Source organism: Thaumasiovibrio subtropicus (assembly GCF_019703835.1).
Classification (GTDB): Bacteria; Pseudomonadota; Gammaproteobacteria; order Enterobacterales; family Vibrionaceae; genus Thaumasiovibrio; species Thaumasiovibrio subtropicus.
The window spans coordinates 366063-389063 of sequence record NZ_AP023055.1 but is presented as its reverse complement, the minus strand read 5'-3'; the positions used below and the strand labels follow the sequence as shown (position 1 = coordinate 389063).

Sequence of the window (23001 nt, the reverse complement as noted above, 5' to 3'; positions counted from 1 at the left end):
TAGAATCGTGACCACCTTGATCTATTCGTCAAATCTATTTAACTTTAACTTGCATTAAGGCAGCTCCACATAGAAACGAACTTGAGATTCAGACCATTGAGATTTTAAAGAAACATACAACATATCATGCTGGAAAGACATACTTTAGTAGTGCTCTGTTCACTGGTAATGTTTACTCCATTACCGAGAACAACCAAGGATTCATTGAGCATGTTGAAAATGGCGTAATACAGTCAGCTACCCATCTCGAGCACAAGGTATATGAAGAGGACGAAGTGGATTACTGCGAAGTCTACTATATCAATGGGGAGCCGCTCACTGGCTACGTGATTGACATTGATTACTCATTAGAAGATAAGCTATTTGTCCATAGGATCGAAATAGAAAGCAGAGAGTTTGGCAGGTACGATATTTCTCTGAATGATGACGGAGAACTAGTCTCAATGCTGCTATCTATGAGAAAACAAGGCGCTCAAGGCTTGATCAATCAGTTGAATCTCCCTATTAAGATAGACCTAAATGATATAGTGACAAGCCTTGATGTTATTCAAGACACACTTGTTCTCGATGTTAATGAACTTGCTAGAAGTGAGTTAAAATCATTAATAAGCCCTTCTATCAGTTCAATTCATCTTTCTGGAAATCATTATTCAGAAGATTTTGTAGTCGATCTTTGTGAAATGATAAACCCGAAGAGCATTAAGATATACCAAGAAGACCTAAATTCAGAAGAGCTATCTATTGCACTTGGAAAAAGAAATATCAAGCTTATATAGTACGATAACTTCTAACTAATTGCTTGAATGGATTAAAGTGAGTCATGATACATACTGAAACGATTTTAAGAAAGATAGCAAAGTTTGCCGTAAAATACAGTTGTTACGGTATAAGCAATGAGAAACTCAATGAAATAGAGTGTAAGGAAAACATTTTATTACCAGAAAAATATAGGGTGTTTCAATCATACCTCGGGAAGTCATTAGAGATTGATGGTTTCATTCAATACCCAGATATTATCGGTTATAGAGATGAGCTACAAAAAGAGGCAGAGCAAGATGGTGTAGATTTCGACATACCTAAAAACGCCATTCTCTTACGAACATTTGACGGAATAGAATTCTGGTATATCGTATGCGATGGAAACCAGAACCCCGACGTCACTTACTATAATCTTGATGAAGGTGTCTCTTCAAGTACCAAGACAGATCTAGATTCGTATTATTCAGACATCATAGAAAAGTTAAGCAAATATTACGAAAGATTAATGATTTATAGCAAATTAAGAAAATACGAGATTACGCTTACTCTAAGCATGGTAATAAGGAAGATTTATCATGCGCAATTAATTTCATTAGAGAAAACCTTCACTTATACAAAAACATTGAACTAAGAGAACTATATCTTGGATATATTATAGATGGAATCATGAAAAGTAAATTAGAAGATCTAGATATTTTTGAAAATCTTGTGAAATTATTTTTAGATTTAAATGTGACCTCCGAAGAAGCTTTACAAATTTTATCGACTAGAAAATCAACTACAGCACATGAAATACTCAGTCAGTGTATATCGGGAACAGATATTTTCTGAACAGATAGTAAAGACTGGGTGCGCTAATCGATTATCGTTGCTCCGTTTACTATCCATGTATGAAAAGCGACTTATTTTCTCTACTTTTTGCGACCTGCTCGACCTCTCCTTGCCTTTCTTTTATCTGTGAATCATTTAATCTATCGCGAGATATCTACTAGACAGATCTTTGGCGGGGTAAGGCTTCACCTTTCTTTGTGGCCGACAGACTCCTTTAATATCTATTAAGGTGAAAGTGATGAAGGCAACGCAGCTGTTTAAAATCATCGACCGAGTAAACTCAATACTCTTTCTGATACTTCTTATAGCGTCTTCAATAATTGTCAGTATATTTGTCTATGAAGACGTGACGCATCGTCGCACAGGCACTGTAGAAGTCGAATCCTCGAATAGCGATGCAAAAGAAAAAATTGTACTTTCCCATATTGACCACATTCCCGGAAGAGGCATCAAATACATCCGTGTTTATTCTGAAAATGTGTTGGCAGTTCAATCAAAAGGTCGTCATCGTCGGCTAGTCAACATTCTATTTATAAACAGAGATAATGAAGAGCCATCTTGGCTGTTACCTAATCATAATCAAGAAATAGAAAAAATGGATCAGCTTAGATCGTATGATGTTGGAACGGAGAAAGCCGTTGTTGATCATCTCTATTTTCAAGTCAAAGACCAGTACCTAAGATCAAATGTATGCATGAGCGATGCTGACGGAAAGCACTACAGCTGCTTAAATGTAAAAGGAAATCAGGTAGTTAGTCATGAGTATGACTATTCAAACAGTCAACTAAACTTGCTAGTAAAAGAAGGTAACCAAATAATCTATAAGGTCTTTGACACCAAAACAAGATCATTAATTTCCGAAAAGTCTATTTTGAAAATGTAAGTTTATATACCCAAGCCACCTCAAGATGGTGAGCAACGGTTAACAGGCCTAATCCACCTTGCGGTGCTTGTTCAGCGGGAACGTCTAGATTTGTCAGCTAGGCACGGCAAGATTTTAGAGTAGTAAAGTCAACACCTATCAGTCCCTCTCTTCGACCACCATTTGTGTATCGTATTTCACGCGATTCATTGAAATCAAAGTCTTAAACGACTTCATGTTCGCATGGCTATAAAGCAGCTCTTCGCAGAGCAGTTCATAATCGGCCATATTAGGGACATCAATGATCAATACAAAGTCAACTTCACCTGTCACTTGATAGCACTCTTTCACCTGAGGTGTTTGTTGAACACGGCGGACAAAATCATCGTTCAGATGCTTTTGGTCACGCTCCATGTAGACTTCCACCACCAAGTGAAGCACTCCCCCCAGTTTTAACGGGTTCAATATCGCGACTTGACGATCAATCACGCGCTCTCGGTGCAAACGCTGCACTCTTTTCAAGCACGCTGGCGGCGACAAGCCTACTTTATCAGCCAGTTTTACATTCGAAATTGAACAATCCGCTTGCAATGTGCGCAATATGGCTTTATCCAGCCGGTCAAGAAACATTATTTACAATCCATGTAAAAGAAAGAAATTTTTATAAACTATTTGTCTTAAAAGAGAAATGATTTCTTCGCTGATTTATATAATAGCGTTATTCACTCCAATGCGGTCAGAGGCCCATCATGCGTCAACTCTCACTCCAGCCACTTCAACAAGTTGCTAGAGATATCTCTCGCGTTTATATCGCACTGCTAAAGGTACTGATCCCCGCTACCATCGTGGTTAAGATCTTAGATTTTTTTGGCGCAACCGACTGGCTTGCGAGCTTGCTTTCTCCTGTGATGGCATTGGTTGACTTATCAGACAGCATGGGGCTTGTTTGGGCAGTGGCCTTACTCACGAATATCTACACAGCGATGGTCGTGTTTTACAGTGTGGCTGCCAATGAAGTGATCACCATCGCGGACGTCTCTGTGTTAGGCACTATGATTCTTATCGGTCATGCCATTCCGGTAGAAGGCGCTGTTGCGAAAGCGACGGGCGTTAGTTGGCGAGCAACGATTATTGTGCGCGTAGGTGGTGCGATTGTACTCGGTGCGATACTCAACCAAATCTACACCTTCGGCCATTGGCAACAACAACCCGTATCCTTGATGTGGCAACCTGCCATCGCAATCGATACAACCCTACTCGGATGGATAAAAGATCAAGCCTCAATGCTACTCTCTATTCTATTCATTCTGAGCGGATTAATTCTTTTGCTGAGAATATTGCGCTGGCTAGGTATTGAAGCCCTAATGCACAAAGCGCTTTACCCTCTGCTTAGAAGTCTGACGCTTGGAAAAGAGGCCGCTAATATTACCGTCATTGGCGCAACATTGGGGCTGTCATTCGGCGCTGGTCTGTTGATCGATGAAGTGAAACAAGGCCACATTTCTAAACGCGACACCTTACTGGTAATGAGCTTCCTTGGCCTCTGTCACAGTGTGATTGAGGATACCTTACTTATTCTCCTACTCGGCGCAGATATCATGGCTATCCTATGGGCGAGACTCGTATTCGCCATTATTGTTATCGCGATTTGGGGAAGGTATTGGATGAGCCCTAACCCAGCGCTGCGCTAACAGGTGGTATCTACATACTACTTTTCACACACAATTCGATACCGAAATTCTTATGTGAGCATCTTTTTCTTGTCACTGCAGAAACTATTCACTTGTTCTTTTCTTAGAAAAAGTTCCAGCTGAATCGCTTCACGATAAATACGAAATAGGTGAGAACTTGTCGCTACAGAAAATAGAAAGTGCATCGCCGCCTACACCATTTGTTATTGATGCCAGACATACCATCAATAAAATATGGGACGGCTTCAAAAAGACTCAATAACTTAATGAGGCTAGGATACCTAAAAAGAGGTAGTCAACCTAAACCGACTACCACTCTCGCCATAAAGATCCTTACTCTTCCTGCTCCAAGTTGTCACGCCAGTTACTCATAATCTTCAAGCGTATATCCGGATCTTGGCTAGCTTTTTCAATAGCTTCTAGCCAATCACTCCAAACGGCACTATCAGCTGGCATACCATCATCTAGCAATGACATGCTGCCTAAGAAACCAGCTAAATCGTCGGAATTTGTCAGTGTGTAGAGTTTATCCAAGTATAAATACATCGCCTTATACGCGTGATCAATTGTTATTGAGTCTTTCATTGCTTTTGCCTCGGTTTTTCACTTGCTGATAATCCCGCAACCCGGATATGGGAATTACCAGCTACATTAATTCGTGGGAGCAGCTCTATAGCGATGTTTAACTACTCGTGATAGAAAAGTCTCCTGCCCTTGCTTGCCATCTTAGATTGCAGCCCGGACTTGGGTCGCCTTGTCGTTAAGTTTTTGCGTCTATAAATTTCGCAATGATCTTTACGCAGCTTACCCTTACCCCAAAATTATTCGCTTACAGCGCAGTTATGTACATTACGAGACTATTCACATTGGGTCTAGGACACAAGCGCTGTCACATCACTAGTATTGAACATTAACCTAAGTCACCACCGTGCCGACACATACACACCCGTGGCATCATCTTTCCACCATGGTGCCACATAAACCTGTCCAGATTGGCTATCGGTGAAGAGCCAACCCGTGAAAATACCAATCGCAGCACCTGCCAATACATCTTCCCAATAGTGTTTATCGGCTTCGACCCGAGCAACACCCGCAAGCGTCGCAATACCATAGGCTGGGAGCCCGACCCGCCAGCCGTGCCGAATGTGTAAATTTGTTGCCGCTGAAAACGCATTCACGGTGTGGTTGGAAGGAAAACTATCGTTATCGCTCATATCCGGTCTATCTTTCTCAAAACGCGCTTTCATGACTTCACCAATCACGGTACCCGATGCAACACTTAGCCCAGCCTGTGTCGCGCCATGCCAGTCTCGCTGATAAGCCGGCCAAGCAATCGAGGCCGTCACAAGACCGTAAGCTGTGTAATCGCTGATTTCTATCCAAGTATCTCGATCTACCGCATAGCTATCACATACCATTAGCAAGCCCGCCATTATTGCTGCGATCTTTAGTCCTTTCACATTGCCTACCTTTTTCAACACCCCAATAAACAACGTAGTGCATAAAAATGACATCTGTTTGATTTTGTTAACAGAGTACGTAGACTGATAAAACTACAAATTGGCAAGTAATGTCGGCAGGAGGCTAACATGCAGATAGGTATATATCTCTATAACGAAGCAGAGGTGTTGGACTTTTCCGGCCCTTTTGAAGTGTTCTCGACGGCCAATCGGCTCGCCTCTCGCGCCCAACAAACCAGTGTCTATCTCATTGCTGAACACCTCGCGCCTGTGAGTGCTCGAGGTGGCTACAAGGTGTTACCGCATTACAGCATTGACGCTCACCCTCAACTAGATGTTGTGATGATTGTCGGGGGAATGCATCTCGATGAACTCAACAACCCCAAGGCAATCCAATGGATTAAAACCGTCAGCCAAACTGCCACTATGGTGACCTCTGTTTGCACTGGCGCATTTCTTTTGGCCGAAGCAGGTATTCTTACACATCACTCAGTCACCACACATTGGGAAGATATCGCAGATTTGCGCGCACGCTACCCTAATCTTACTGTTGAAGAAGGGGTGCGCTGGGTAGATGAGGGGAACATTGTCACATCTGGCGGTATTTCTGCTGGGATTGATATGAGCTTACATTTAGTTTCTAAACTGATTGACCCAGAGCTCGCTGTCAATACTGCCAAACAGATGGAGTTTGACTGGCGACCTAGAGAGGAATGATTCACTAAACGCTTTTGCGATCTTTCCACGAAATGCGAATGAACACAGCGCCAATGACACCCTGAATTGCCACGGTTATTAAGAAAAGGTGCATGATAATTTCTGCCGCAATAACCGCATTCACGCCCGTTGTCGCCATAAAAGAAATAAAGTGCGACCAATGGGCTAACAAGCAAATTGGCACGATTGCTAGTGAGATTGCGGCACCTTTTATCAACCAATGGCGTGATTGCCACTGCGCCTTTGGAAGGATCTGATAACGGCCGACGGTCCACAGAATCGCGCTGATTAAGACTAATAAACTCTTCATGACTCACCAGAAAATCAAACAACTTTATCTTGTTGCCAAAGAGTATAAATTAAATTGATTGAACAAGAAATAGGCAACAGAAAAATAAATAACGCTTGTTCTCTTCTATGCGAGACATCCATTTTCGTCAGGAAGAACGTCATGTTTTGTTGCAAAAAGTCTTACAAAGACTCGGGATAAAAAGCGCATAATAGGGCTATCCTCTTCTCGCCTGAGCTGACCGTTAACTAGAAAGAAGCCAATATGGAAAAGCCACAACCCGCGCCCTCTCACCATAGCAAGCCCTCGGAAACGAAACCCGAATCAAGCGTCATCATAAAATCAACAACAAAAACGATAAAAGTACTCACATTAATGCTCGTTTTTCTCTGTGCGGCGATGAGCGCGTGCCTTACCGTTGGGGTCGACATCAACCTTAAACGCTTCCAAGCCTATATCTTAACCCTTGCCGCAGAGAGTACTGGACGACAAATCGATATCGACGGCGACTTAACGCTCTCATTGAGTTGGCAACCGCAGCTTAAGCTACAAGGCTTAACCATTCCCGGCTTACCGAGTGATGACGACAACTTTCCCAATCAGCCCTTGCTGATTGCTGGTGAGGCGCAATTGCAGCTTTCACTATTGCCTTTACTTTCAAAACGCATCGAAATTCAGCAATTTTTGGTTGCCGATACCCATTTACAACTTGTCGACGATCATCCGGGGCCAAACTGGCAGTTCCCTTCCCAAACATCAGCAACACCCTCGCCTGCCTCTTCAAGCGATCCTTTTCGTATTGCTATTGCCGGGCCGATCGCCGCAAGCAATCTCAGTGTCAGCTACTCCGACGATACGCAGCACTTTAGCGCTTACTTAGACAGTCTTGCGCTCTCCCCAATCTCCGACAGTGCAGTTGCAGATAACTGGCAACTCGATGCCAATGGGCAAATGTTAATGCAGCCCTATACGCTGACATTACAGGGCCAACTCATGCGTTTACTCGATGGGAATGCAGGGGAATTTCAGTTTGATGGTCACTATGCGGGAGCAGATATCTCCCTGACTGGCCAGTATGATCAAGATTGGCGCATTTCGACGCATATTGACTGGCTCAACACCCAGCCGATACAACAACTACTCGGTTTTGATGCACAGCACGCAGCGCCTTTAACCATCACTTCCACTATCGAAGCATCACCAAATCACCTTAAGGTGGACAATCTCTCAATTAACAGTCCAATCACCGAAGCGGATGGCAAGCTCGCGATTGTGTTAGGTAACCACAACCATATTGACGGCCACCTCAACATTCCTTACATCGATTTGCGCCCTTGGTTGCAACCCGAACCTATGCCAATGATGCGTGCATTCTCTAGCGATGAACCACAGAAATCACCACTACAATTGGCACTTGACCGCTGGCTTAAGGAAACCTCAACGTCTCTTTCGATTAAAATCGGTGAGATCTTAGGGCTTGGTACGCCAGTCGAAGAGCTCGCGTTACACGTTAATGGTCGCGAAGGGATATTAGAGGTACCGGTCAACGCCAACATCGCCAACGTGCGTTTTGAAGGTGCCGCCGAAATCGACGCGACGAACTGGGTGCCAGCACTCTCTATGACTCTAGGTGCAACAGACTCGCCATTAGGCGACATGGCCGGCTGGCTAACAGGCATGTATTACGCCAAGGGGCACCTAACTCACGCAGAGTTGGCCCTGCAAACACACGGTGTCAGTTTAAAAGAGTGGCTAAACAACAGTGCGCTATCCCTCGAAATCGACAATGCATTTGTCGATTGGGGCGCACAAGCACACTATGCCATTACAGAAGCGCGTTTAACCGGTGGCATGCACCGTCCCTTCCAATCACATCTTCAAGGTGAAATCTTGGGTACGCCCGCCACGTTTACCTTTCAAGCGGGCACCTTGAATGACGTCATCATGAACCAGGATTGGCAAGCAGCGATTAAGTTAGAAAGCCCTGCGCTGAATATCACAGGTGAGGGTTTACTCAAACAAACCCGCTGGCAAAACGGCAGCCATTTTAACTTCAGTGCATCCAGCGACAACATCGCATTATTGGGCCGTTGGTTGGGCACAACGGAAACCCTGACCGGTGACCTCTCATTACAAGGGCAACTGGTTTATCTGGATGATGAAATACACTTCTCTATGCCGGATATCGCCCTGCTGGATACTCGCGGCGATCTCGCTTTACGCTGGAAACCGAGCACCTCGCGCCCATTTCTTCAATTTGACGCCGCATTTAGCCGCCTCGACTTTAGCCAGTTCGCGCAGTTTCTTGAAGACGAACACCTGCCTCAGGTAGAGCAGACCATTCCCACCCAAGGGGTAAATCTCGATTTACCATTATTGCCAGAAGAGATAGTCATTGCGGATGCCGATATCAACCTCCACGTCAAGCACCTGCAATGGGAACAGCAAACGATTAAGCAACTGCGTTTCAAGGGGAAAGTAAGAGACGGCGAGATGGCAACCTCCCCCTTTTCTGCCCACTACCTTGGTAGCCACTACCAAGGCGACATCAGTCTCGCGTTGAGTAGCCACCAACTAAGCGCGCAACTAAATATTGGTGTGAATGATCCTAATATTAGTTCCATGCTGGAAGCGTTCGATATTGCAGGCCGTGATGATATAGAGATGACGCTAAACAGTGCTTCCTTAGCCCTAGCATTACAAGGCCGTACCCTGATTGAGCTGATGGAGCATGCAGACCTGACTCTCGAGATGACAGGCGGATACCTGAGGCTAAACGATGCCTTTTCAGATCATGCACTCACAATTGACGTTAACAACGGCCATTTCGTTACTGGGCCAAATAGTCAAACTCATTTGATAGTGACAGGCGAAGCGCAGTCGCTGCCAGTGTCTATCCAAGTCAACTCGCTATCCTTGAAACAAATTAACGATGGCCGCAATACCATACCGCTCGAATTGGACGTTAAACTGGGTGAACTCGATATTCGCGCTAAATCTACCATGGCATTCCCACTCACCATCCATGATCTACAAATGGCGTTACACCTTTCGCTTCCTGACCTTTCTACCCTGAACGCCTTCACTGGTGTCGACTTGCCGCCTTATGGCCCACTTTCGCTTTCAACCCATTTGAGTACACGCAATGACGGTTATTACCTTGATGACCTTCAACTCACAGTAAATGAAAGCCACTTAACGGGTAACGGCCATTTTCTACCGCCAGAAAATGACAACCTTGTCCCTCAGATAGGCTTACAGCTCAGCGCCCCTTATATTCAACTTGATGATTTCAAGACAGAAAATTGGCAAGCGTGGCTCAAAGAAGAAGCGACGTCGACGCCAATAGATCAACAGGCTGTGCCAGTGGTTAGCCCAGAGGGGCTTCACTGGGCAGAGGTTAACCTTGCGGTCAATGTCGATGAAGTACGCTCGGGTAAAGACTGGCTGGGCGCAGGCGAACTCAACCTGACACTTCAAGATGGTCAACTCGCCGTTGCACCACTTCATATCAACATACCGGGTGGCGGTGTCACGATCGAGTCACAAATCCGAGCTGAAGGTGAGATGTTCGATATTCGCTTACAAGGCGAGTTGGATACCTTTGATTATGGCATCATTGCGCGTCGACGCGATCCTGACACCTCTATGTATGGCACGCTAAGCACCCGGTTTCAGCTTTCTAGCTTAGCCAACTCACCCGATACCCTCATGAACAATGCGAATGGCTTTATCGGTTTCGCCGCTTGGCCAAAAGCCTATGATGCAGGTTTGATTGACCTCTGGGCAGTGAGCCTTACCAATGCGATTTTACCCAGCTTTACCGATGAGGAAACATCCTTGCTGAACTGCGTTGCCGCAGGTATTGATATCACTCAAGGCGAGATGACCCAACGCGAGCTTCTGCTAGATACATCCAGAATCCAAGTGAACGGCAGATTCAACGCTAGCTATGCAAACCGCGACTTTGCGCTTTATCTTGCCCCTCGCTCAAAACGCGCTCAGATTTTCGGCCTACAAACCCCCATTGAAATTCAAGGCTCATTTGAAGACTTTGATTTTAATGTCCCTTGGTCCGCCATCTTTGAGACGTCGATACGCTTTACCACCAGTCCAGTGATATCTCCACTGCGCTGGCTCTTTGAGCGCCCTATCCACCCCGATGGCTCCGCCTTCTGCCAAGAGATTTGGCAGGGATGACAACGCGCTCGCCATTAAAATGGCGAGCACCATCGCAATAAGTATTACGACCCAAGAATCACACTCAGGTGATTCTTGGATTAAAACTTAGAAAAAATTGCTTCGAGCTTTTCGTCTTGTCTTACTTCTGCTTGTTCCAACGCTAGGTCTTTTGTCGAAATACTGCCGGTTCCTACATCAAAAACATCGGCCCCATGCTTGATAAGCAATTCAATAACATCATGGTCTACGTTACTTCCACTATACGACGACTTTAAGGGGCTTCTTCCATCTTCACAAAGGGTATTTGGATTAGCGTTGTTTTCGAGTAACACCCGCGCGCACTCTCTGTGTCTATTTTGAACGGCATATTGCAACGGTGTTGCGCCAAAGCAATCTTGCAAGTTAACGTCTAGCCCTGAGTCAATTAAGAATTGCAGCATCTTGGGCGATGGTTTATATCTGATATTTTTTAGTGAGGTATGTAGATAGGTCCAGTTCTCTTTTTGAGAGATTTCTTGAATATCGAAACCATGTTCGCTTAGATTAGCGATTTCTTCAAAGTCATCTTCCATGATCGCTTCAAACATCTCAATTGCCATTTAAAGTTACTCCCTATAGTCAAACCACCCCAAGATGCTTGTTCTGGGTGGCCTGATATCAACGTTTTCAACTCTATCGTGTCCCACATCAGAGCATTGAACACCTAGTCTTCAAACTCGGTGATTACAATGAAGTCCTCTCCTGTGCTAAATGACCTCTCAACGATTCGTTCGATTTCTTTCAATTGCTCTGCGCAGACTTCAGCACAGTTACCCTCGAGCGCAAAGCCAAGTATTATGTCAACATCTTCAGCTGTTAACTCATTAAGAGGATATGTTGCGTTCAATTCTTCTTAATCATTGTCAAAAAGTTCCAGTATATACATAATTTTAAGCTCGATTTAGCTATGCTTTTTCTGACGGTTACGTAAAGCCGGATAGTATATCTTGGTACCTAATTTCTCAATCTCAGAAAGTATCTCTTTATATTGCTTTCCTTCATAATAAATAAAACCTTCAAAGTGTTTATAATAGTCACCATATTCACGATAACGACAATCATTTATAAACATATCTTTGGTTTTTCGCTCATGTTCAATTTCAATCTCATCACCAAACAAAATTGTAATAGGCTTTTCTCGACCCATTTGATTACGCAAAGAGAAAACCAATAATGCGCTACCACCGGCTCCTGCAAACGCCATCGGGCCTGCTACAAACAGGATAGCGATACAAGCAATCATGCCTCCCCAAACGATAGCCTTGCCTAAATGATGCCAAAACTCAGCGACATTTGAGCTTTCGACACCGCGAATTCCATAACATGTCAACTCGAATTTATAGGTCGGTTTGACCAGTATAATGTAATAAAAGAAGCATGTAAAAATAGGCATACAAACAGCAGCTAAAGTCAAAACGACCTGAATATTATCAAGTAATTCTTTTCCATCAATAACATTAACAACCATAACCATAGCCATAACCATGGCCATCATGAAGGTCATCATCACTATCGATATGTAAAAAAACTTGTAATCACTCTTATATACTTTTTTTTCTGCTTCCCACCTATAAGTAGCTTTCGCTTCCTCTAGCAACTTTATCCTCATAGAAACAACCTCTTTAATATTATTCAAGTTAATTCTCCTTAAGGTCTCTAAATAGCATTATTTGATGATTTTTGCTGGCGTGTTCACCCGGCGCATTATGCTTAACAAGATAGTCCCGCGAACCCATTTGAGCTCGAACCAAGTAACTTAGATCATTTCTATCACCATATTGCACTGAAATAAGTGTCGCGGATTGATTAAAGACCTCATTGGGTTCATACATCAGATACGGATAGACTTAGAGTAAAGAGTCATTGGCTATGAATTTTCTGACGATTACGTAAAGCCGGATAATATATCTTGGTACCTAATTTCTCGATCTCAGCCAGTATCTCTTTATACTGCTTTCCTTCATAATAAATAAAGCCTTTAAAGTATTTATAATATTCACCATATTCAAGATAACGACAGTCATTTATGGACATATCTTTATTTTTCCGCTCATGATCAATTTCAATTTCTTCATCAAAAAGAATTGTGATAGGCTTTTCTCGACCCATTTTATTACGTAAAGAAAAAACCAGTAATGCACTTCCACCCGCACCTGCAAACGCCATCGGGCCCGCTACAAACAGGATGACAACACAGAAAATCATACCCCCCCACACAATGACTGTCCCTATATAATGCAAATATTCTGGAACATTAGATCTCTCTGTGCCACGGATTCCATATTGGGTTAACTCGAATTTATAACTTGGTTTGACTAATATACTTACGTATAATCCATATACAAAGAAAGGTGAAAGAGCAGAAATTATAATAAGAAAACCTAGCATGTTATTATATGATTCATCTCCACGGCTTACATTAGAAATTAAAATCATAATCATAATCATAATTACCATAAAAGTTAGAAATCCTAACATAGCATAGAAGAAATTATAGTCACCTTTATGTATTTTTTATTCGCCTCCCAGGTATAATTAGACTCCGCTTCCTTTAATTTCTCTAGTTTAGAGGAAACAATCTCATTAAATTTATCCAACCTAACTCTCCTTTTGGTCTCTAAATATCATAATTTGATGATTCTTACTGGCGTGCACATCTAGAGAATTGTGTTTAACAAGATAGTCCCGCGAACCCATTTCAGCTCGGACTAAGTAACTTAGATCATTTCTCTCACCATACTGCACCGAAATAAGTGTCGCTGATTGATTGAAGACCTCATTGGGTTCATACATCAGATGCGGATAGACTTAGAGTAAAGAGTCATTGGCTATGAGTTTTCTGACGATTACGTAAAGCCGGATAATATATCTTGGTACCTAATTTCTCGATCTCAGAAAGTATCTCTTTATATTGCTTTCCTTCATAATAAATAGTTCCCGAAAAAATCTACGATAGTCACCATATTCACCTCTTTGAGAATCAACTATTATCATATCTTTAGTTTTTCTCTCATGTTCAATCTTTATCTCATTTCCAAATAGAATTGTAATAGGCTTATCTTGGCCCATTTTATTGCGCAATGAAAAACCAACAGCGCACTACCACCGGCCCCTGCAAACGCCATCGGGCCCGCTACAAAAGTATAACTATACATGCTACCATCCCTCCCCAAACGATAACCTTACCTAAGTGATGCCAGAACACTGGAACACTTGATCTCTCAATACCACGTATTCCATGTAGAGTTAACTCAAATTTATAATATGAATAAACAATTGCATCAACATAGACCATGTAAATGAATAGAGAATAGGCAGCTCCCCATGCTATTAAAAACATCACTATCCACACGGTTTCATAAACAGTATCATCTTGAATGTATAAAATAATGGCTGCCAAGAACAAAAAAATTAACATTCCAATCGAGATAAACAAAGTACCAATCCAAAAACGCCTATGATCTTGTTTAGTCGGCATAGGCATAACATCCCATGTGAAAATAGCTTTTGCTTCTTCAAGCTGCTTCAGTTTCTTAGAAACAACCTCTTTTACCTCACTCAAACTAACTCTCCTTTCATTCTCTGAACAACATAATTTGATGATTCTTGCTAGCGTGTTCACCTGGAGAACTGTGTTTAACAAGGTAGTCACGCGAACCCATTTCAGCTCGGACTAAGTAACTTAGATCATTTCTCTCACCATATTGTATCGAAATAAGTGTCGCTGATTGATTGAAGACCTCATTGGGTTTATACATCAGATACGGATAGACTTAGAGTAAAGATTCATTGGCTTTGCTTTTTCTGACGATTACGTAAAGCTGGATAGTATATCTTGGTACCTAATTTATCGATCTCAGCTAGTATCTCTTTATACTGCTTTTCTTCATAATAAATAAAGCCTTTAAAGTACTTATAATAGTCGCCATATTCACGATAACGACAGTCATTTATAGATATATCTTTGGTTTTTCTCTCGTGTTCAATTTTTATCTCACTCCCAAAAAGAATTGTAATAGGCTTTTCTCGACCCATTTGATTACGTAGAGAGAAGACCAGTAATGCGCTACCACCGGCTCCTGCAAACGCCATCGGGCCTGCTACAAACAGGATCACGATACAAGCTATCATCCCTCCCCAAACGATAACCTTGCCTAAGTGATGCCAGAACTCCGCGACATTTGAGCTTTCTATACCTCTGATTCCATATCGGGTTAACTCGAACTTATAGCTTGGTTTTATCAATATACTTACATATAAGCCATATGAAAAGAAGAGAGAAACAAGAGTGGATATAATTACCAACCCTAGTATGTTGTTAAGTAGTGCATTCCCGAGGCTAACATTTACAAATATAGCCATAATTATAACTATAGTTATAATTATGGCTAGAAATCCTGTCAAAGTATAAAACAACTTATAGTCACTTTTATTCACTTTTTCTTCCGCTTCCCACTTATAGGTTGTTTCTGCTTCCTCTAACTGTTTTAGTTTCTCAGAAACAAGCTGTTTGATATTGTCCACACAAACTCTCCTTTAAGTGCAATATAGTGGCTGGGACTTCGAATGCGGAATTAGTAGATCACCTAGCTTGACTGATTTTTTGCCCATCACTGCACACTCTTTTATCTTTTATGACGGCAATCTACTCAAAGTAGATGCGTGCAGCGATCAACCAAGAGATAGGCTTGAACCTAGCTCGCAGAGCGTATTGACGATCTCGTGTTAGTGCTCTTGTTATGCGACTGACCTCAAAAATCGAATGCACTTTCTCTAAAGAGAAATATTAAGCAAATCAAACAGCTGACCACATACAAAACACGGGCGCGCGCAATATTCTCAGGCCACCTCAAGATACGGGGTATAGCTTCTTCAGCTAAGGCTAAGACTCACCTCACAAAAGTACGTAGATTTACAAAATCCATCATGGTCTTTTATATTAATGAGAATTACTATTATTTGTAGTGATGTAATTATAGGCAATAAGAATGGATAACCAGCTAGATAACAAAGGATTAGACGATAGCGTTGCGCAGACATTGTTTATCCCTTTATACATGAAATCACAGCAGAGCCGCCGTAAGGATGCCTTTTTTTCCGATCCTGTCGCGTGTACATTGATCGACAAGCTCGACTACGACTTTTCGTTTTTCAAAAACTCACAACGCAGTGCGATTGGCTGCGCTATTCGTGCCCGATTCTTCGATGCGAAAGTCGTTGAGTTTGTCGCTCGCCATGACAACACTGTGATAGTCAACTTGGGTTGTGGCTTAGATGCTCGCTACCAGCGCGTAAAGGATAGGCTAAAGTACACGCCGCCTTTCTATCACCTCGACTTGCCGGAAGTGATCACCCTGCGTGAACAATACATTTCGCCAGTGTCAGAAGACATCGCCATTAAAGGCTCCCTGTTTGATAGTGAATGGATGGATACCCTACAACAAACACACCCTGACGCGCGGTTTATGTTCACCATTGAAGGCGTACTCCTCTATTTTGACAAAACAGAAGTACAGCGTGTGATCACCGAACTCGCAACTCGCTTTTCAGGCTGTGAAATTCTCTTCGATGCTTCGAACCAGTGGATGTGCAAGAACTCTCACCGTCACGACACGCTCAAGCACACCGGGGCGAGATTTAAGCTTGCATTAGATGATCCCATGGAAATAGAGCAATGGTGTGAAAAGCTCAAAGTCGTGAATACCACCTACTACAATGATTTTGAAGAATGGAAACAAGCGGGACTCTTTACCTACTATCTAATGAAAATTAGCCGGACGTTAAAAACATCCAGCTATATTGTCCATTGCCGTGCGCTGGCTTAGTACACTCAAGCCTCCTTCAGACGCCGGATTCAGAAACGTTCTCGTGCGTCGAGGGCTATCCGCACTCAGTAAAAGCATCGGCTGGATTGAGATAAAACATCTTTTTCCAGCCTTGTGTTTCTGTCGTGATTCGCCACGGATAAGGAAGCGGTGTCATCACTGAGTAGTGCACGTGGGCGGGTTTACCGGCGGCATTCCCTGTTTTCCCTACCAAACCAATCACTTCGCCTTGGTCAACCCAATCGCCCGGCTTCACCACCATGCCATTTAAATGCGCGTAATAGTGCAGGCGCCACTTAGGGCCAACAATGCCAATCACTAAGCCACTTTTGGCAAACTCTGTCGCAAAGACAACAACCCCATCCGTCGCAGCCAGCAAAGGAGTATTTTCCTTGGCGAAAATATCAATCCCTTTATGTACGCCCGAAGTGCCCCACGGCTCATACCAAAACGTCTTAGGATTCCAGTCATAACACTTTGCGTTCTCAACAGGAATAACAGAGTCAGCAGGAAAGAAAAGGCCCGCAGTGATAATGCCAACAATAACGAACAATGCATGCTTTAACATATTTTTACTCAAACAGCCTTAATATGCGTGTTCAGCGAGCGTTTAAAAGCTTATTAAAGGCACTGCATTGACACCAATGCATCGAATAATCAAGCTGCGACCTTTTCACTAACAATAGGGGCTGAACAATGTCATCAACACTCTATATCGATATCAGAAGCTTGCAAATATCTTAACCCGTTGGAATGCGACCCTATTCACGGATAGACCAGATCCTCCGATTACAGTGTATAATCATTTCTTTCTTCAGGGCGCTCACTGAAATATTCAACAAACTCAAATTCAAGGCCGTGCTTATCGACATAATAAGCACTTTTTCGATGGGGGTGATCACCGCCAAAATGGTCTATCGAGTACCCTGCTTCTTCTAAACGCTGAATCGCTTCGTCAAGATTTTCTACAACGATGCCGAGATGCTTTAGCCCCGTAAGGTGGCTTGTCCATGGTGTCGCTTCACCTTCACCTCCGCCCTGAATAGTCACATAAGTATCTTCCGTGCCGACGTGATACCAAGTCACCGTTTTGCCGAACCAGTTATCCATCACACCACTGCCTCGTACTTGCCAATCTGGCGCGGCTGCGGTCAATAGGTGAATGGTATGCTCTGGGTCTACAACAACGATATTGGCGTGTTCGACGTAACTCTTCATATTGCCTCCTGCAATTTTCTCTTTAAGTGGTACCACCTTAAATCCTCAACTTAACTTTAGGTAAAGCACTTTCTTGAAAATTTTTATCAACTTACCCCCCTCGTCCACGCAAAGCACGCCAAACAACCCCACGCCTTTTTAACTACACTTTATAGAGCGACTCGCTCAAATCCCTTTTAAAAGGACACCGTATGTTTGTTCCCTCTAAGCCGCAGGTTCTCGCTATCGCCTTGGTCGCACTTGTCATTACCAACGGCATCAATCTGCATCGCTGGCACGAAGGTGAGAAAGTGAAAGCGCAATTGCCGCAAATCTATCAAGAGTTGCTCGCAAAAAATGCCGACTTGTCTCGTCTTCCGTTAGCTGAAGAGGCACTGTTGAAAGGACAATATGACCAAGCCATACCTGTCATCAAAACGTTGGCTACGCAAGGAAACCCCAAAGCCCAACACACGTTAGGGTTTGCCTATCGCATTGGTATGGGGGTTGAACAAGATTACCGCCAAGCGCTTCATTGGTTTATGAAAGCGAGCGAGGGCGGGCAACAACAACTGAGCTACTCAGCGGCTTACTACATTGGAGAGATCTACTTCAAAGGACTCGGCGACGTTGATATTGACAAAGATAAAGCGATTCACTGGCTCACTTACGCCCGCGATAATGGTATCGAAGAAGCGGAGGTGTTCTTAAAATAAGGAGATGACATTGCACACAGCCCCACTAAAGACCCTCGAAGTAACGCTAACGTTCCTGCGCGAAATCGAAAAGCTCAAAACCATCACCCGCTACAATCGTACGTTGGATGGCCGCTATGAAAATTCGGCAGAACACTCTTGGCACGCCACGCTGATGAGCTTACTCCTTGTTAACCATAGCGAAGGCAACCCAGACCCGCTGACCGTAGCCAAAATGTTGCTCATTCATGACATTGTCGAAATCGATGCTGGCGATACTTGGTTATTTGACGAGGACCAATCACACAAACACAGCGACGAATCGACTGCAGCAGCTCGCCTTTTTGGACTGCTCCCTGAACCGCAAGCGACAGAATACAAACAACTTTGGGAAGAATTTGAAGCGCGGCAAACACCGGAAGCCCAGTTCGCTGCCGCTATCGATGGTTTACAGCCCTTGCTTAATCACGTGCTAACAGGTCGGCCCGAAGACGGGACGCTGCCCGCCTCCACCATACTTGAGAAGAAAGCCTATATTCGAGCGGCTGCACCACAACTCTGGCAAGCAGTCGAATCTCTGATCTCAGACAGTGTCAATAAAGGGCTATACACGCTTGAGTAACGCCTCAATCGGTTCACCGTGCTCAGGTTGCTCTGCACCAAAGAACGCCGTCACGGTTGCACCGACATCCGACATAGTGGCGCGTTCGCCAATATTGAGACCGGAAAGGCCATGTTGGTAAATCATCAAAGGGACCTGTTCGCGAGTATGTTTGGTATGACCGATAAACGGATCGTTGCCGTGATCGGCCATGACAACCAACAGGTCTTCGGGATCCATCAGTGCGATCACCTCAGCTATACCTTTATCTGACTTTTCAAGAACTTGCCAATAGCGTTTTGGATCTTGCTGATGACCGGATAAGTCAGTTTCCTGAATGTTGGCGCAGAAAAAGCCACGGCTTTGCGATTGAAGATCTTGATGTAGTAGTCGAAAAACTTCATCTGTATCCACCACGGAGGTGTAAGAGATGCCGTGAGGGTTTTGGACAATATCAGCTACTTTGCCATAGAGCCAGGTTTTGATACCCACATCGTGAAGCCGTTTAGGCACTTGCGTATTGGCATCAACACCGTAACCCAAATGCACAACACGGAATCCCTCATCATACGCACCGCTATCAGGGGAATTAACACCGATGTATTGAGGGATCCCGGTTGAATCCGGCTTTAATTCAATCGCATTAAGCACTCTTTGCATCCCATCAATGTTGCCACCAAACGCAATGTTACGCCCGACAGGATTCGCTTGGCGAACGACCGCAGCAATCGCCAGCAGCGTCTCAAACGGCACCACATTAAAATTACAGGTCAAGTTATAGACCTGTCCCAACTCGGCTTCTAAGTTATCACCTATCAATACCCCCTCATTCACGCTGAGCAACGACAACCCTTGCCGCGTGACACGCTCTACTCGATACCCGGCATCTAGTAGCGCAGTTTCCACTGTCTCCATCGCGTGCTGAAAGGGTTGGGTTAATGGCGGCTTTGGCCTTGTGCCCATAATCTCTTGATGCCCCATAAAGGTATCGCCACCTTGATGGGCCAACAATGCGCGGCCAATGTTGGCGCTAGGATTCGTTTGCATGACAGATTCAGCGCACTGCACAATATTCTGTAATCCGAGTTTTTCCAATGTTGGCAGCCGTTTGAGCTGGAAATGGGCTAGCAACTTACTCGCGGTGTTTGCTCCCCTGTCTTGCGGCCTGACTTGGGGCACATCTGGCATTTCACCAACACCGAACCCATCTAAGACAACCACGATAAACCTAGCCATGTTGCACCTCACTGACAGATTGGGTGGCACTTTTAGACATTAGCGCATCATCGATGCGATTCCCCAAAGCATCAAATGTCGCGATTAAGGTTGGCTTGCCAGAGGCAATGCCTTTCACTAAAGCAACATCGCTACGTGTCACAAACACTTGGGTGCGATAAGCCATAATCACCGGGGAGCCAATGGCGTGATGGCCAGGAATACGAAAGTGATAGTCAATACTTTGAGGATCATCATTCAATACAGGCACACGCGATTTGCCCTCAAACGTGGACAACAAACCGTGCTCTAGTTGGCCACGTCGATATAGCCCGCCGCCGAAGCAATAACTGTCTTGTTTATGGTGATGGGAGATTTCGCTCAAGTAGAGCAGCGCAATCTTCTCTTTTTGTTCTAACAAGGCATTCGCAGGCGTCGTGCCTGTTAATGCGTGCCCCGGCTCACCATGGGTGCACCCCATTTCTGCTAGCATGGGGATGATTTCACAACTGGTTGCAGACGGCGCATTCACCTGTTCACAATGTACACCGAGCGCTTCTAAACGGCATTTCGCCTCACCTAAAGTGGCTAAGTTCGGTGTCGCGGCTGTCGTCCCCGTCTTTGTATCAAACAAAAAGCAGGGAAAGTGAGTCACACCATGAATGCGAATACCGGGTAGTGCTCGAATCTCTGCAACCACGTGCTCCAGTTGCTCAAGCGGAAAACCGGATTCCTGATTTACATAAAGGTGATCTGTCGCTTGATAGAACTTCAATAACACAGGCTGCACTCGCCCCGCGCGCTGCGCTGTGTCTGAAATACGTTTGGCTTTTTCTAGGCTATAGACCGTCATCACCTCGGGTTTAACATCACGAACAATGTTTTCAATCATCCCATCCGGCGGCTGCACCAAGTGTCCAACATTGGCTATCGGTATACCCGCTTTTGCCATCAGTCGGGTTTCTTTAAAGTCCACACAAACGATGCCAGCATAACCGCACTCTTCCACCAACATTTTGGCTAAGAGTGGATTGCGACCAATTTGCTTGGTCATCGCATAGAGCGTAATACCCGCTTCATCAGCCGACGCCTTTATTGCCCGCGCGTTTGCGATAAACTGATCCACATCGATCACCGTTGTGTCCGGCAATATCTGCGCTTGGCGATGCAGCATAAGTGCCGCATCAATCAGGCCGGGATTTTGATTTTCCAGCGCTTTTAAAAACATGTATTCCCCTTTTCTAGGCACGAGCTGACCCGGCGCATTACCTCAGTAATACACTACAGAATGTCTCTGAATTATTTGGTCAGCTCGAAATTAACGCGCGTTTAAATCGCGAACAGACCCACAACATGCAGCAAGTTAAGGATGATACCCGTCAGGATCGCAGCCACAGCAGGCGCGGCGATTTTCAGCACTGGTCGGCCCATGACCTCATTGAGATAGAACAGCATGGCAAAGATGGTAAAGCCGGTTGTTGACCCCATTTTCATTACGGCGAGCACACCACCAATCAACAATGCGAACTCCATTAAGGTGTTCATTGAATTACGAATGTTGTCTGATGCATTTCGTATTGAGGGGAATTGCTCTAAGAATCGGCCAATACCGCGCAGTAAGAAAACTTCTGCACAAATGGTTATCGCGCCTAATGCAGCTGCAACAGGGATATTAGGAGACAAATAGCCGACGACGAAGACAAACGTCATCCCCACCACCCCATAAACACCTGTCGCTAAGGCGGTAGTGGCAATTAGCGGAATAAAACCGAGACCACGCATAAACTCCGACAAGGCGACTTGCTTCATCGCAGCATCGTGAGCGGCAGGGTCAGTCAGTTGGTACGCTTCCGCCAACGCATAAATCGAAACTTCTGAGCCAGCAAAGATGCCGCCATTTGATACCGCCGCGATCAGCGCACCAGTCGCCGCCAAAAACGGCAGATGTTTTACAATGCGTTTTGAACGTTCTTCAAACAGAGAGTGCATCCCAGACATGTCTGGCGGGGCAATACCTTGTTGGCGATCCCCAAGATCTTTTCGAACCGCAAAGAACACCAGCATCAGCATGCCCACGAAGATTTGAATGGATTCGGGGTAGATGCCCGTAAACTTCATAATCATAAGTCGGGAAATCAAAATGACGACGGCGGTGATCGCGCCTGCTCGCCAACCAAATTGATAGAAAATCGCAAGCAGTGGGAAAAGCGCAAACGCAGACATCACTGGCGTGCCAAGTTCGCCTAACGCCCCCAAAGCATCAATCGGGAGTCCGGTCAGCACCGCATTAACACCTGCGAGCGAGGTCACCACCAAGATACCCCATAAACCACCCGCAAGGGCTGCTAGCCAACGACTCGCAATCATGACGCCAAGAATGTCAGTCGGCAAGAACAGTAGCCAGGGGTTAAGTAGCCCGGTTGAAAGCGTAAACGAGATCCCCACCGATGCAACAAACCCAATAGAGAGACCAAACGCTACCGACCCCGCGTCACGCCGCGTCATATTACCTTCAAAGAGTTGTGGCAATACCGGGCGAATACCATCGTGGAAGACAGCGGCACTCATGTTTGCGATGAGTGCCGTTAAGGCACAGAGCGCTGCGACTAATCCAATGTGCATAATATCCATAGTAAGT

At 44.5% G+C, this 23001-nt stretch carries 24 protein-coding genes; 10 read left to right on the top strand and 14 right to left on the bottom strand.

Annotation, left to right across the window (positions count from 1 at the left end; all coding sequences use genetic code 11):
* Positions 1-275: 275 nt before the first annotated feature.
* From TSUB_RS18040 to TSUB_RS18025, 4 genes are all read left to right on the top strand, one after another.
* On the top strand, positions 276-776 hold the full coding sequence (locus tag TSUB_RS18040) for a hypothetical protein (protein ID WP_087025759.1): 501 nt from the start codon (positions 276-278) through the stop codon (positions 774-776).
* A gap of 44 nt (positions 777-820) precedes the next feature.
* On the top strand, positions 821-1390 hold the full coding sequence (locus TSUB_RS18035; RefSeq protein ID WP_087025763.1) for an SMI1/KNR4 family protein: 570 nt from the start codon (positions 821-823) through the stop codon (positions 1388-1390).
* A 35-nt stretch (positions 1391-1425) separates the two neighbouring features.
* Positions 1426-1590, top strand: coding sequence for a hypothetical protein (locus TSUB_RS18030; protein ID WP_159065036.1), 165 nt, complete (start codon positions 1426-1428; stop codon positions 1588-1590).
* 238 nt (positions 1591-1828) lie between these two features.
* Positions 1829-2473 (top strand): hypothetical protein, encoded by a 645-nt coding sequence (locus TSUB_RS18025; protein ID WP_221274635.1) that lies wholly within the window; start codon positions 1829-1831, stop codon positions 2471-2473.
* Positions 2474-2611: 138 nt separating this feature from the next.
* Here the strand turns inward: TSUB_RS18025 and TSUB_RS18020 are convergent, their stop codons facing one another.
* On the bottom strand, positions 2612-3082 hold the full coding sequence (locus TSUB_RS18020) for an Lrp/AsnC family transcriptional regulator (protein WP_087025125.1): 471 nt from the start codon (positions 3080-3082) through the stop codon (positions 2612-2614).
* Between the two features lie 119 nt (positions 3083-3201).
* Between TSUB_RS18020 and TSUB_RS18015 the strand changes: the two genes are divergently transcribed.
* A complete protein-coding gene (locus tag TSUB_RS18015; protein ID WP_087025124.1) occupies positions 3202-4143 on the top strand; it encodes a hypothetical protein in 942 nt (313 codons plus the stop codon).
* A 333-nt stretch (positions 4144-4476) separates the two neighbouring features.
* Here the strand turns inward: TSUB_RS18015 and TSUB_RS18010 are convergent, their stop codons facing one another.
* Both TSUB_RS18010 and TSUB_RS18005 read right to left on the bottom strand, forming a co-directional pair.
* Positions 4477-4677 carry a hypothetical protein gene (locus TSUB_RS18010; RefSeq protein WP_221274634.1) on the bottom strand — a complete coding sequence of 67 codons (201 nt, stop codon included), beginning with the start codon at positions 4675-4677 and terminating at the stop codon, positions 4477-4479.
* 386 nt (positions 4678-5063) lie between these two features.
* Complete coding sequence (locus TSUB_RS18005; protein WP_246616507.1) at positions 5064-5603, bottom strand: phosphatase PAP2 family protein; 540 nt, start codon at positions 5601-5603, stop codon at positions 5064-5066.
* A 129-nt stretch (positions 5604-5732) separates the two neighbouring features.
* On the opposite strand from TSUB_RS18005, the gene TSUB_RS18000 reads away from it, so the two are divergent.
* Positions 5733-6320, top strand: coding sequence for a DJ-1/PfpI family protein (locus TSUB_RS18000; RefSeq protein WP_087025120.1), 588 nt, complete (start codon positions 5733-5735; stop codon positions 6318-6320).
* A 4-nt stretch (positions 6321-6324) separates the two neighbouring features.
* Here TSUB_RS18000 and TSUB_RS17995 read toward each other — a convergent pair whose 3' ends face one another.
* Entirely contained in the window at positions 6325-6630 is a 306-nt protein-coding gene (locus TSUB_RS17995; protein WP_087025118.1) for a hypothetical protein, read from the bottom strand.
* 243 nt (positions 6631-6873) lie between these two features.
* Here TSUB_RS17995 and TSUB_RS17990 point away from each other — a divergent pair, with 243 nt between their 5' ends.
* A complete protein-coding gene (locus TSUB_RS17990; RefSeq protein WP_087019530.1) occupies positions 6874-10809 on the top strand; it encodes an AsmA family protein in 3936 nt (1311 codons plus the stop codon).
* Between the two features lie 80 nt (positions 10810-10889).
* Here the strand turns inward: TSUB_RS17990 and TSUB_RS17985 are convergent, their stop codons facing one another.
* The 5 genes from TSUB_RS17985 to TSUB_RS17965 form a co-directional block, all read right to left on the bottom strand.
* Entirely contained in the window at positions 10890-11390 is a 501-nt protein-coding gene (locus tag TSUB_RS17985; protein ID WP_087019526.1) for an ankyrin repeat domain-containing protein, read from the bottom strand.
* Positions 11391-11731: 341 nt separating this feature from the next.
* A complete protein-coding gene (locus TSUB_RS17980) occupies positions 11732-12466 on the bottom strand; it encodes a hypothetical protein (protein ID WP_221274633.1) in 735 nt (244 codons plus the stop codon).
* Positions 12467-12690: 224 nt separating this feature from the next.
* Positions 12691-13287, bottom strand: coding sequence for a hypothetical protein (locus TSUB_RS17975; RefSeq protein ID WP_221274632.1), 597 nt, complete (start codon positions 13285-13287; stop codon positions 12691-12693).
* A 676-nt stretch (positions 13288-13963) separates the two neighbouring features.
* Positions 13964-14392, bottom strand: a complete 429-nt coding sequence (locus tag TSUB_RS17970) for a hypothetical protein (protein ID WP_221274631.1) — start codon at positions 14390-14392, stop codon at positions 13964-13966.
* A gap of 224 nt (positions 14393-14616) precedes the next feature.
* Positions 14617-15354, bottom strand: coding sequence for a hypothetical protein (locus TSUB_RS17965; protein WP_221274630.1), 738 nt, complete (start codon positions 15352-15354; stop codon positions 14617-14619).
* Between the two features lie 464 nt (positions 15355-15818).
* Here TSUB_RS17965 and TSUB_RS17960 point away from each other — a divergent pair, with 464 nt between their 5' ends.
* Positions 15819-16655 carry a class I SAM-dependent methyltransferase gene (locus tag TSUB_RS17960; RefSeq protein ID WP_087023083.1) on the top strand — a complete coding sequence of 279 codons (837 nt, stop codon included), beginning with the start codon at positions 15819-15821 and terminating at the stop codon, positions 16653-16655.
* A 55-nt stretch (positions 16656-16710) separates the two neighbouring features.
* Here the strand turns inward: TSUB_RS17960 and TSUB_RS17955 are convergent, their stop codons facing one another.
* Positions 16711-17223 carry a M23 family metallopeptidase gene (locus tag TSUB_RS17955; RefSeq protein ID WP_087023082.1) on the bottom strand — a complete coding sequence of 171 codons (513 nt, stop codon included), beginning with the start codon at positions 17221-17223 and terminating at the stop codon, positions 16711-16713.
* Positions 17224-17444: 221 nt separating this feature from the next.
* A complete protein-coding gene (locus tag TSUB_RS17950; RefSeq protein ID WP_087023080.1) occupies positions 17445-17873 on the bottom strand; it encodes a VOC family protein in 429 nt (142 codons plus the stop codon).
* A 191-nt stretch (positions 17874-18064) separates the two neighbouring features.
* Here TSUB_RS17950 and TSUB_RS17945 point away from each other — a divergent pair, with 191 nt between their 5' ends.
* Together TSUB_RS17945 and TSUB_RS17940 are read left to right on the top strand one after the other, a co-directional pair.
* The gene (locus TSUB_RS17945) at positions 18065-18568 is read left to right on the top strand and encodes a tetratricopeptide repeat protein (protein WP_087023078.1); all 504 of its coding nucleotides are present in this window, start codon (positions 18065-18067) and stop codon (positions 18566-18568) included.
* A gap of 10 nt (positions 18569-18578) precedes the next feature.
* On the top strand, positions 18579-19169 hold the full coding sequence (locus TSUB_RS17940) for an HD domain-containing protein (RefSeq protein ID WP_202819763.1): 591 nt from the start codon (positions 18579-18581) through the stop codon (positions 19167-19169).
* Here TSUB_RS17940 and TSUB_RS17935 read toward each other — a convergent pair.
* The 3 genes from TSUB_RS17935 to TSUB_RS17925 form a co-directional block, all read right to left on the bottom strand.
* Positions 19152-20384, bottom strand: a complete 1233-nt coding sequence (locus TSUB_RS17935) for a phosphopentomutase (protein WP_087023075.1) — start codon at positions 20382-20384, stop codon at positions 19152-19154. The two genes, TSUB_RS17940 and TSUB_RS17935, sit on opposite strands and share 18 nt — an antisense overlap.
* Positions 20377-21591 (bottom strand): YhfX family PLP-dependent enzyme, encoded by a 1215-nt coding sequence (locus TSUB_RS17930; RefSeq protein WP_087023073.1) that lies wholly within the window; start codon positions 21589-21591, stop codon positions 20377-20379. Before TSUB_RS17930 ends, TSUB_RS17935 begins: the two co-directional genes overlap by 8 nt.
* Positions 21592-21692: 101 nt before the next feature.
* Positions 21693-22994: a YhfT family protein gene (locus TSUB_RS17925; RefSeq protein WP_087023071.1), complete on the bottom strand. Its 1302-nt coding sequence runs from the start codon at positions 22992-22994 to the stop codon at positions 21693-21695.
* Positions 22995-23001: the final 7 nt, after the last annotated feature.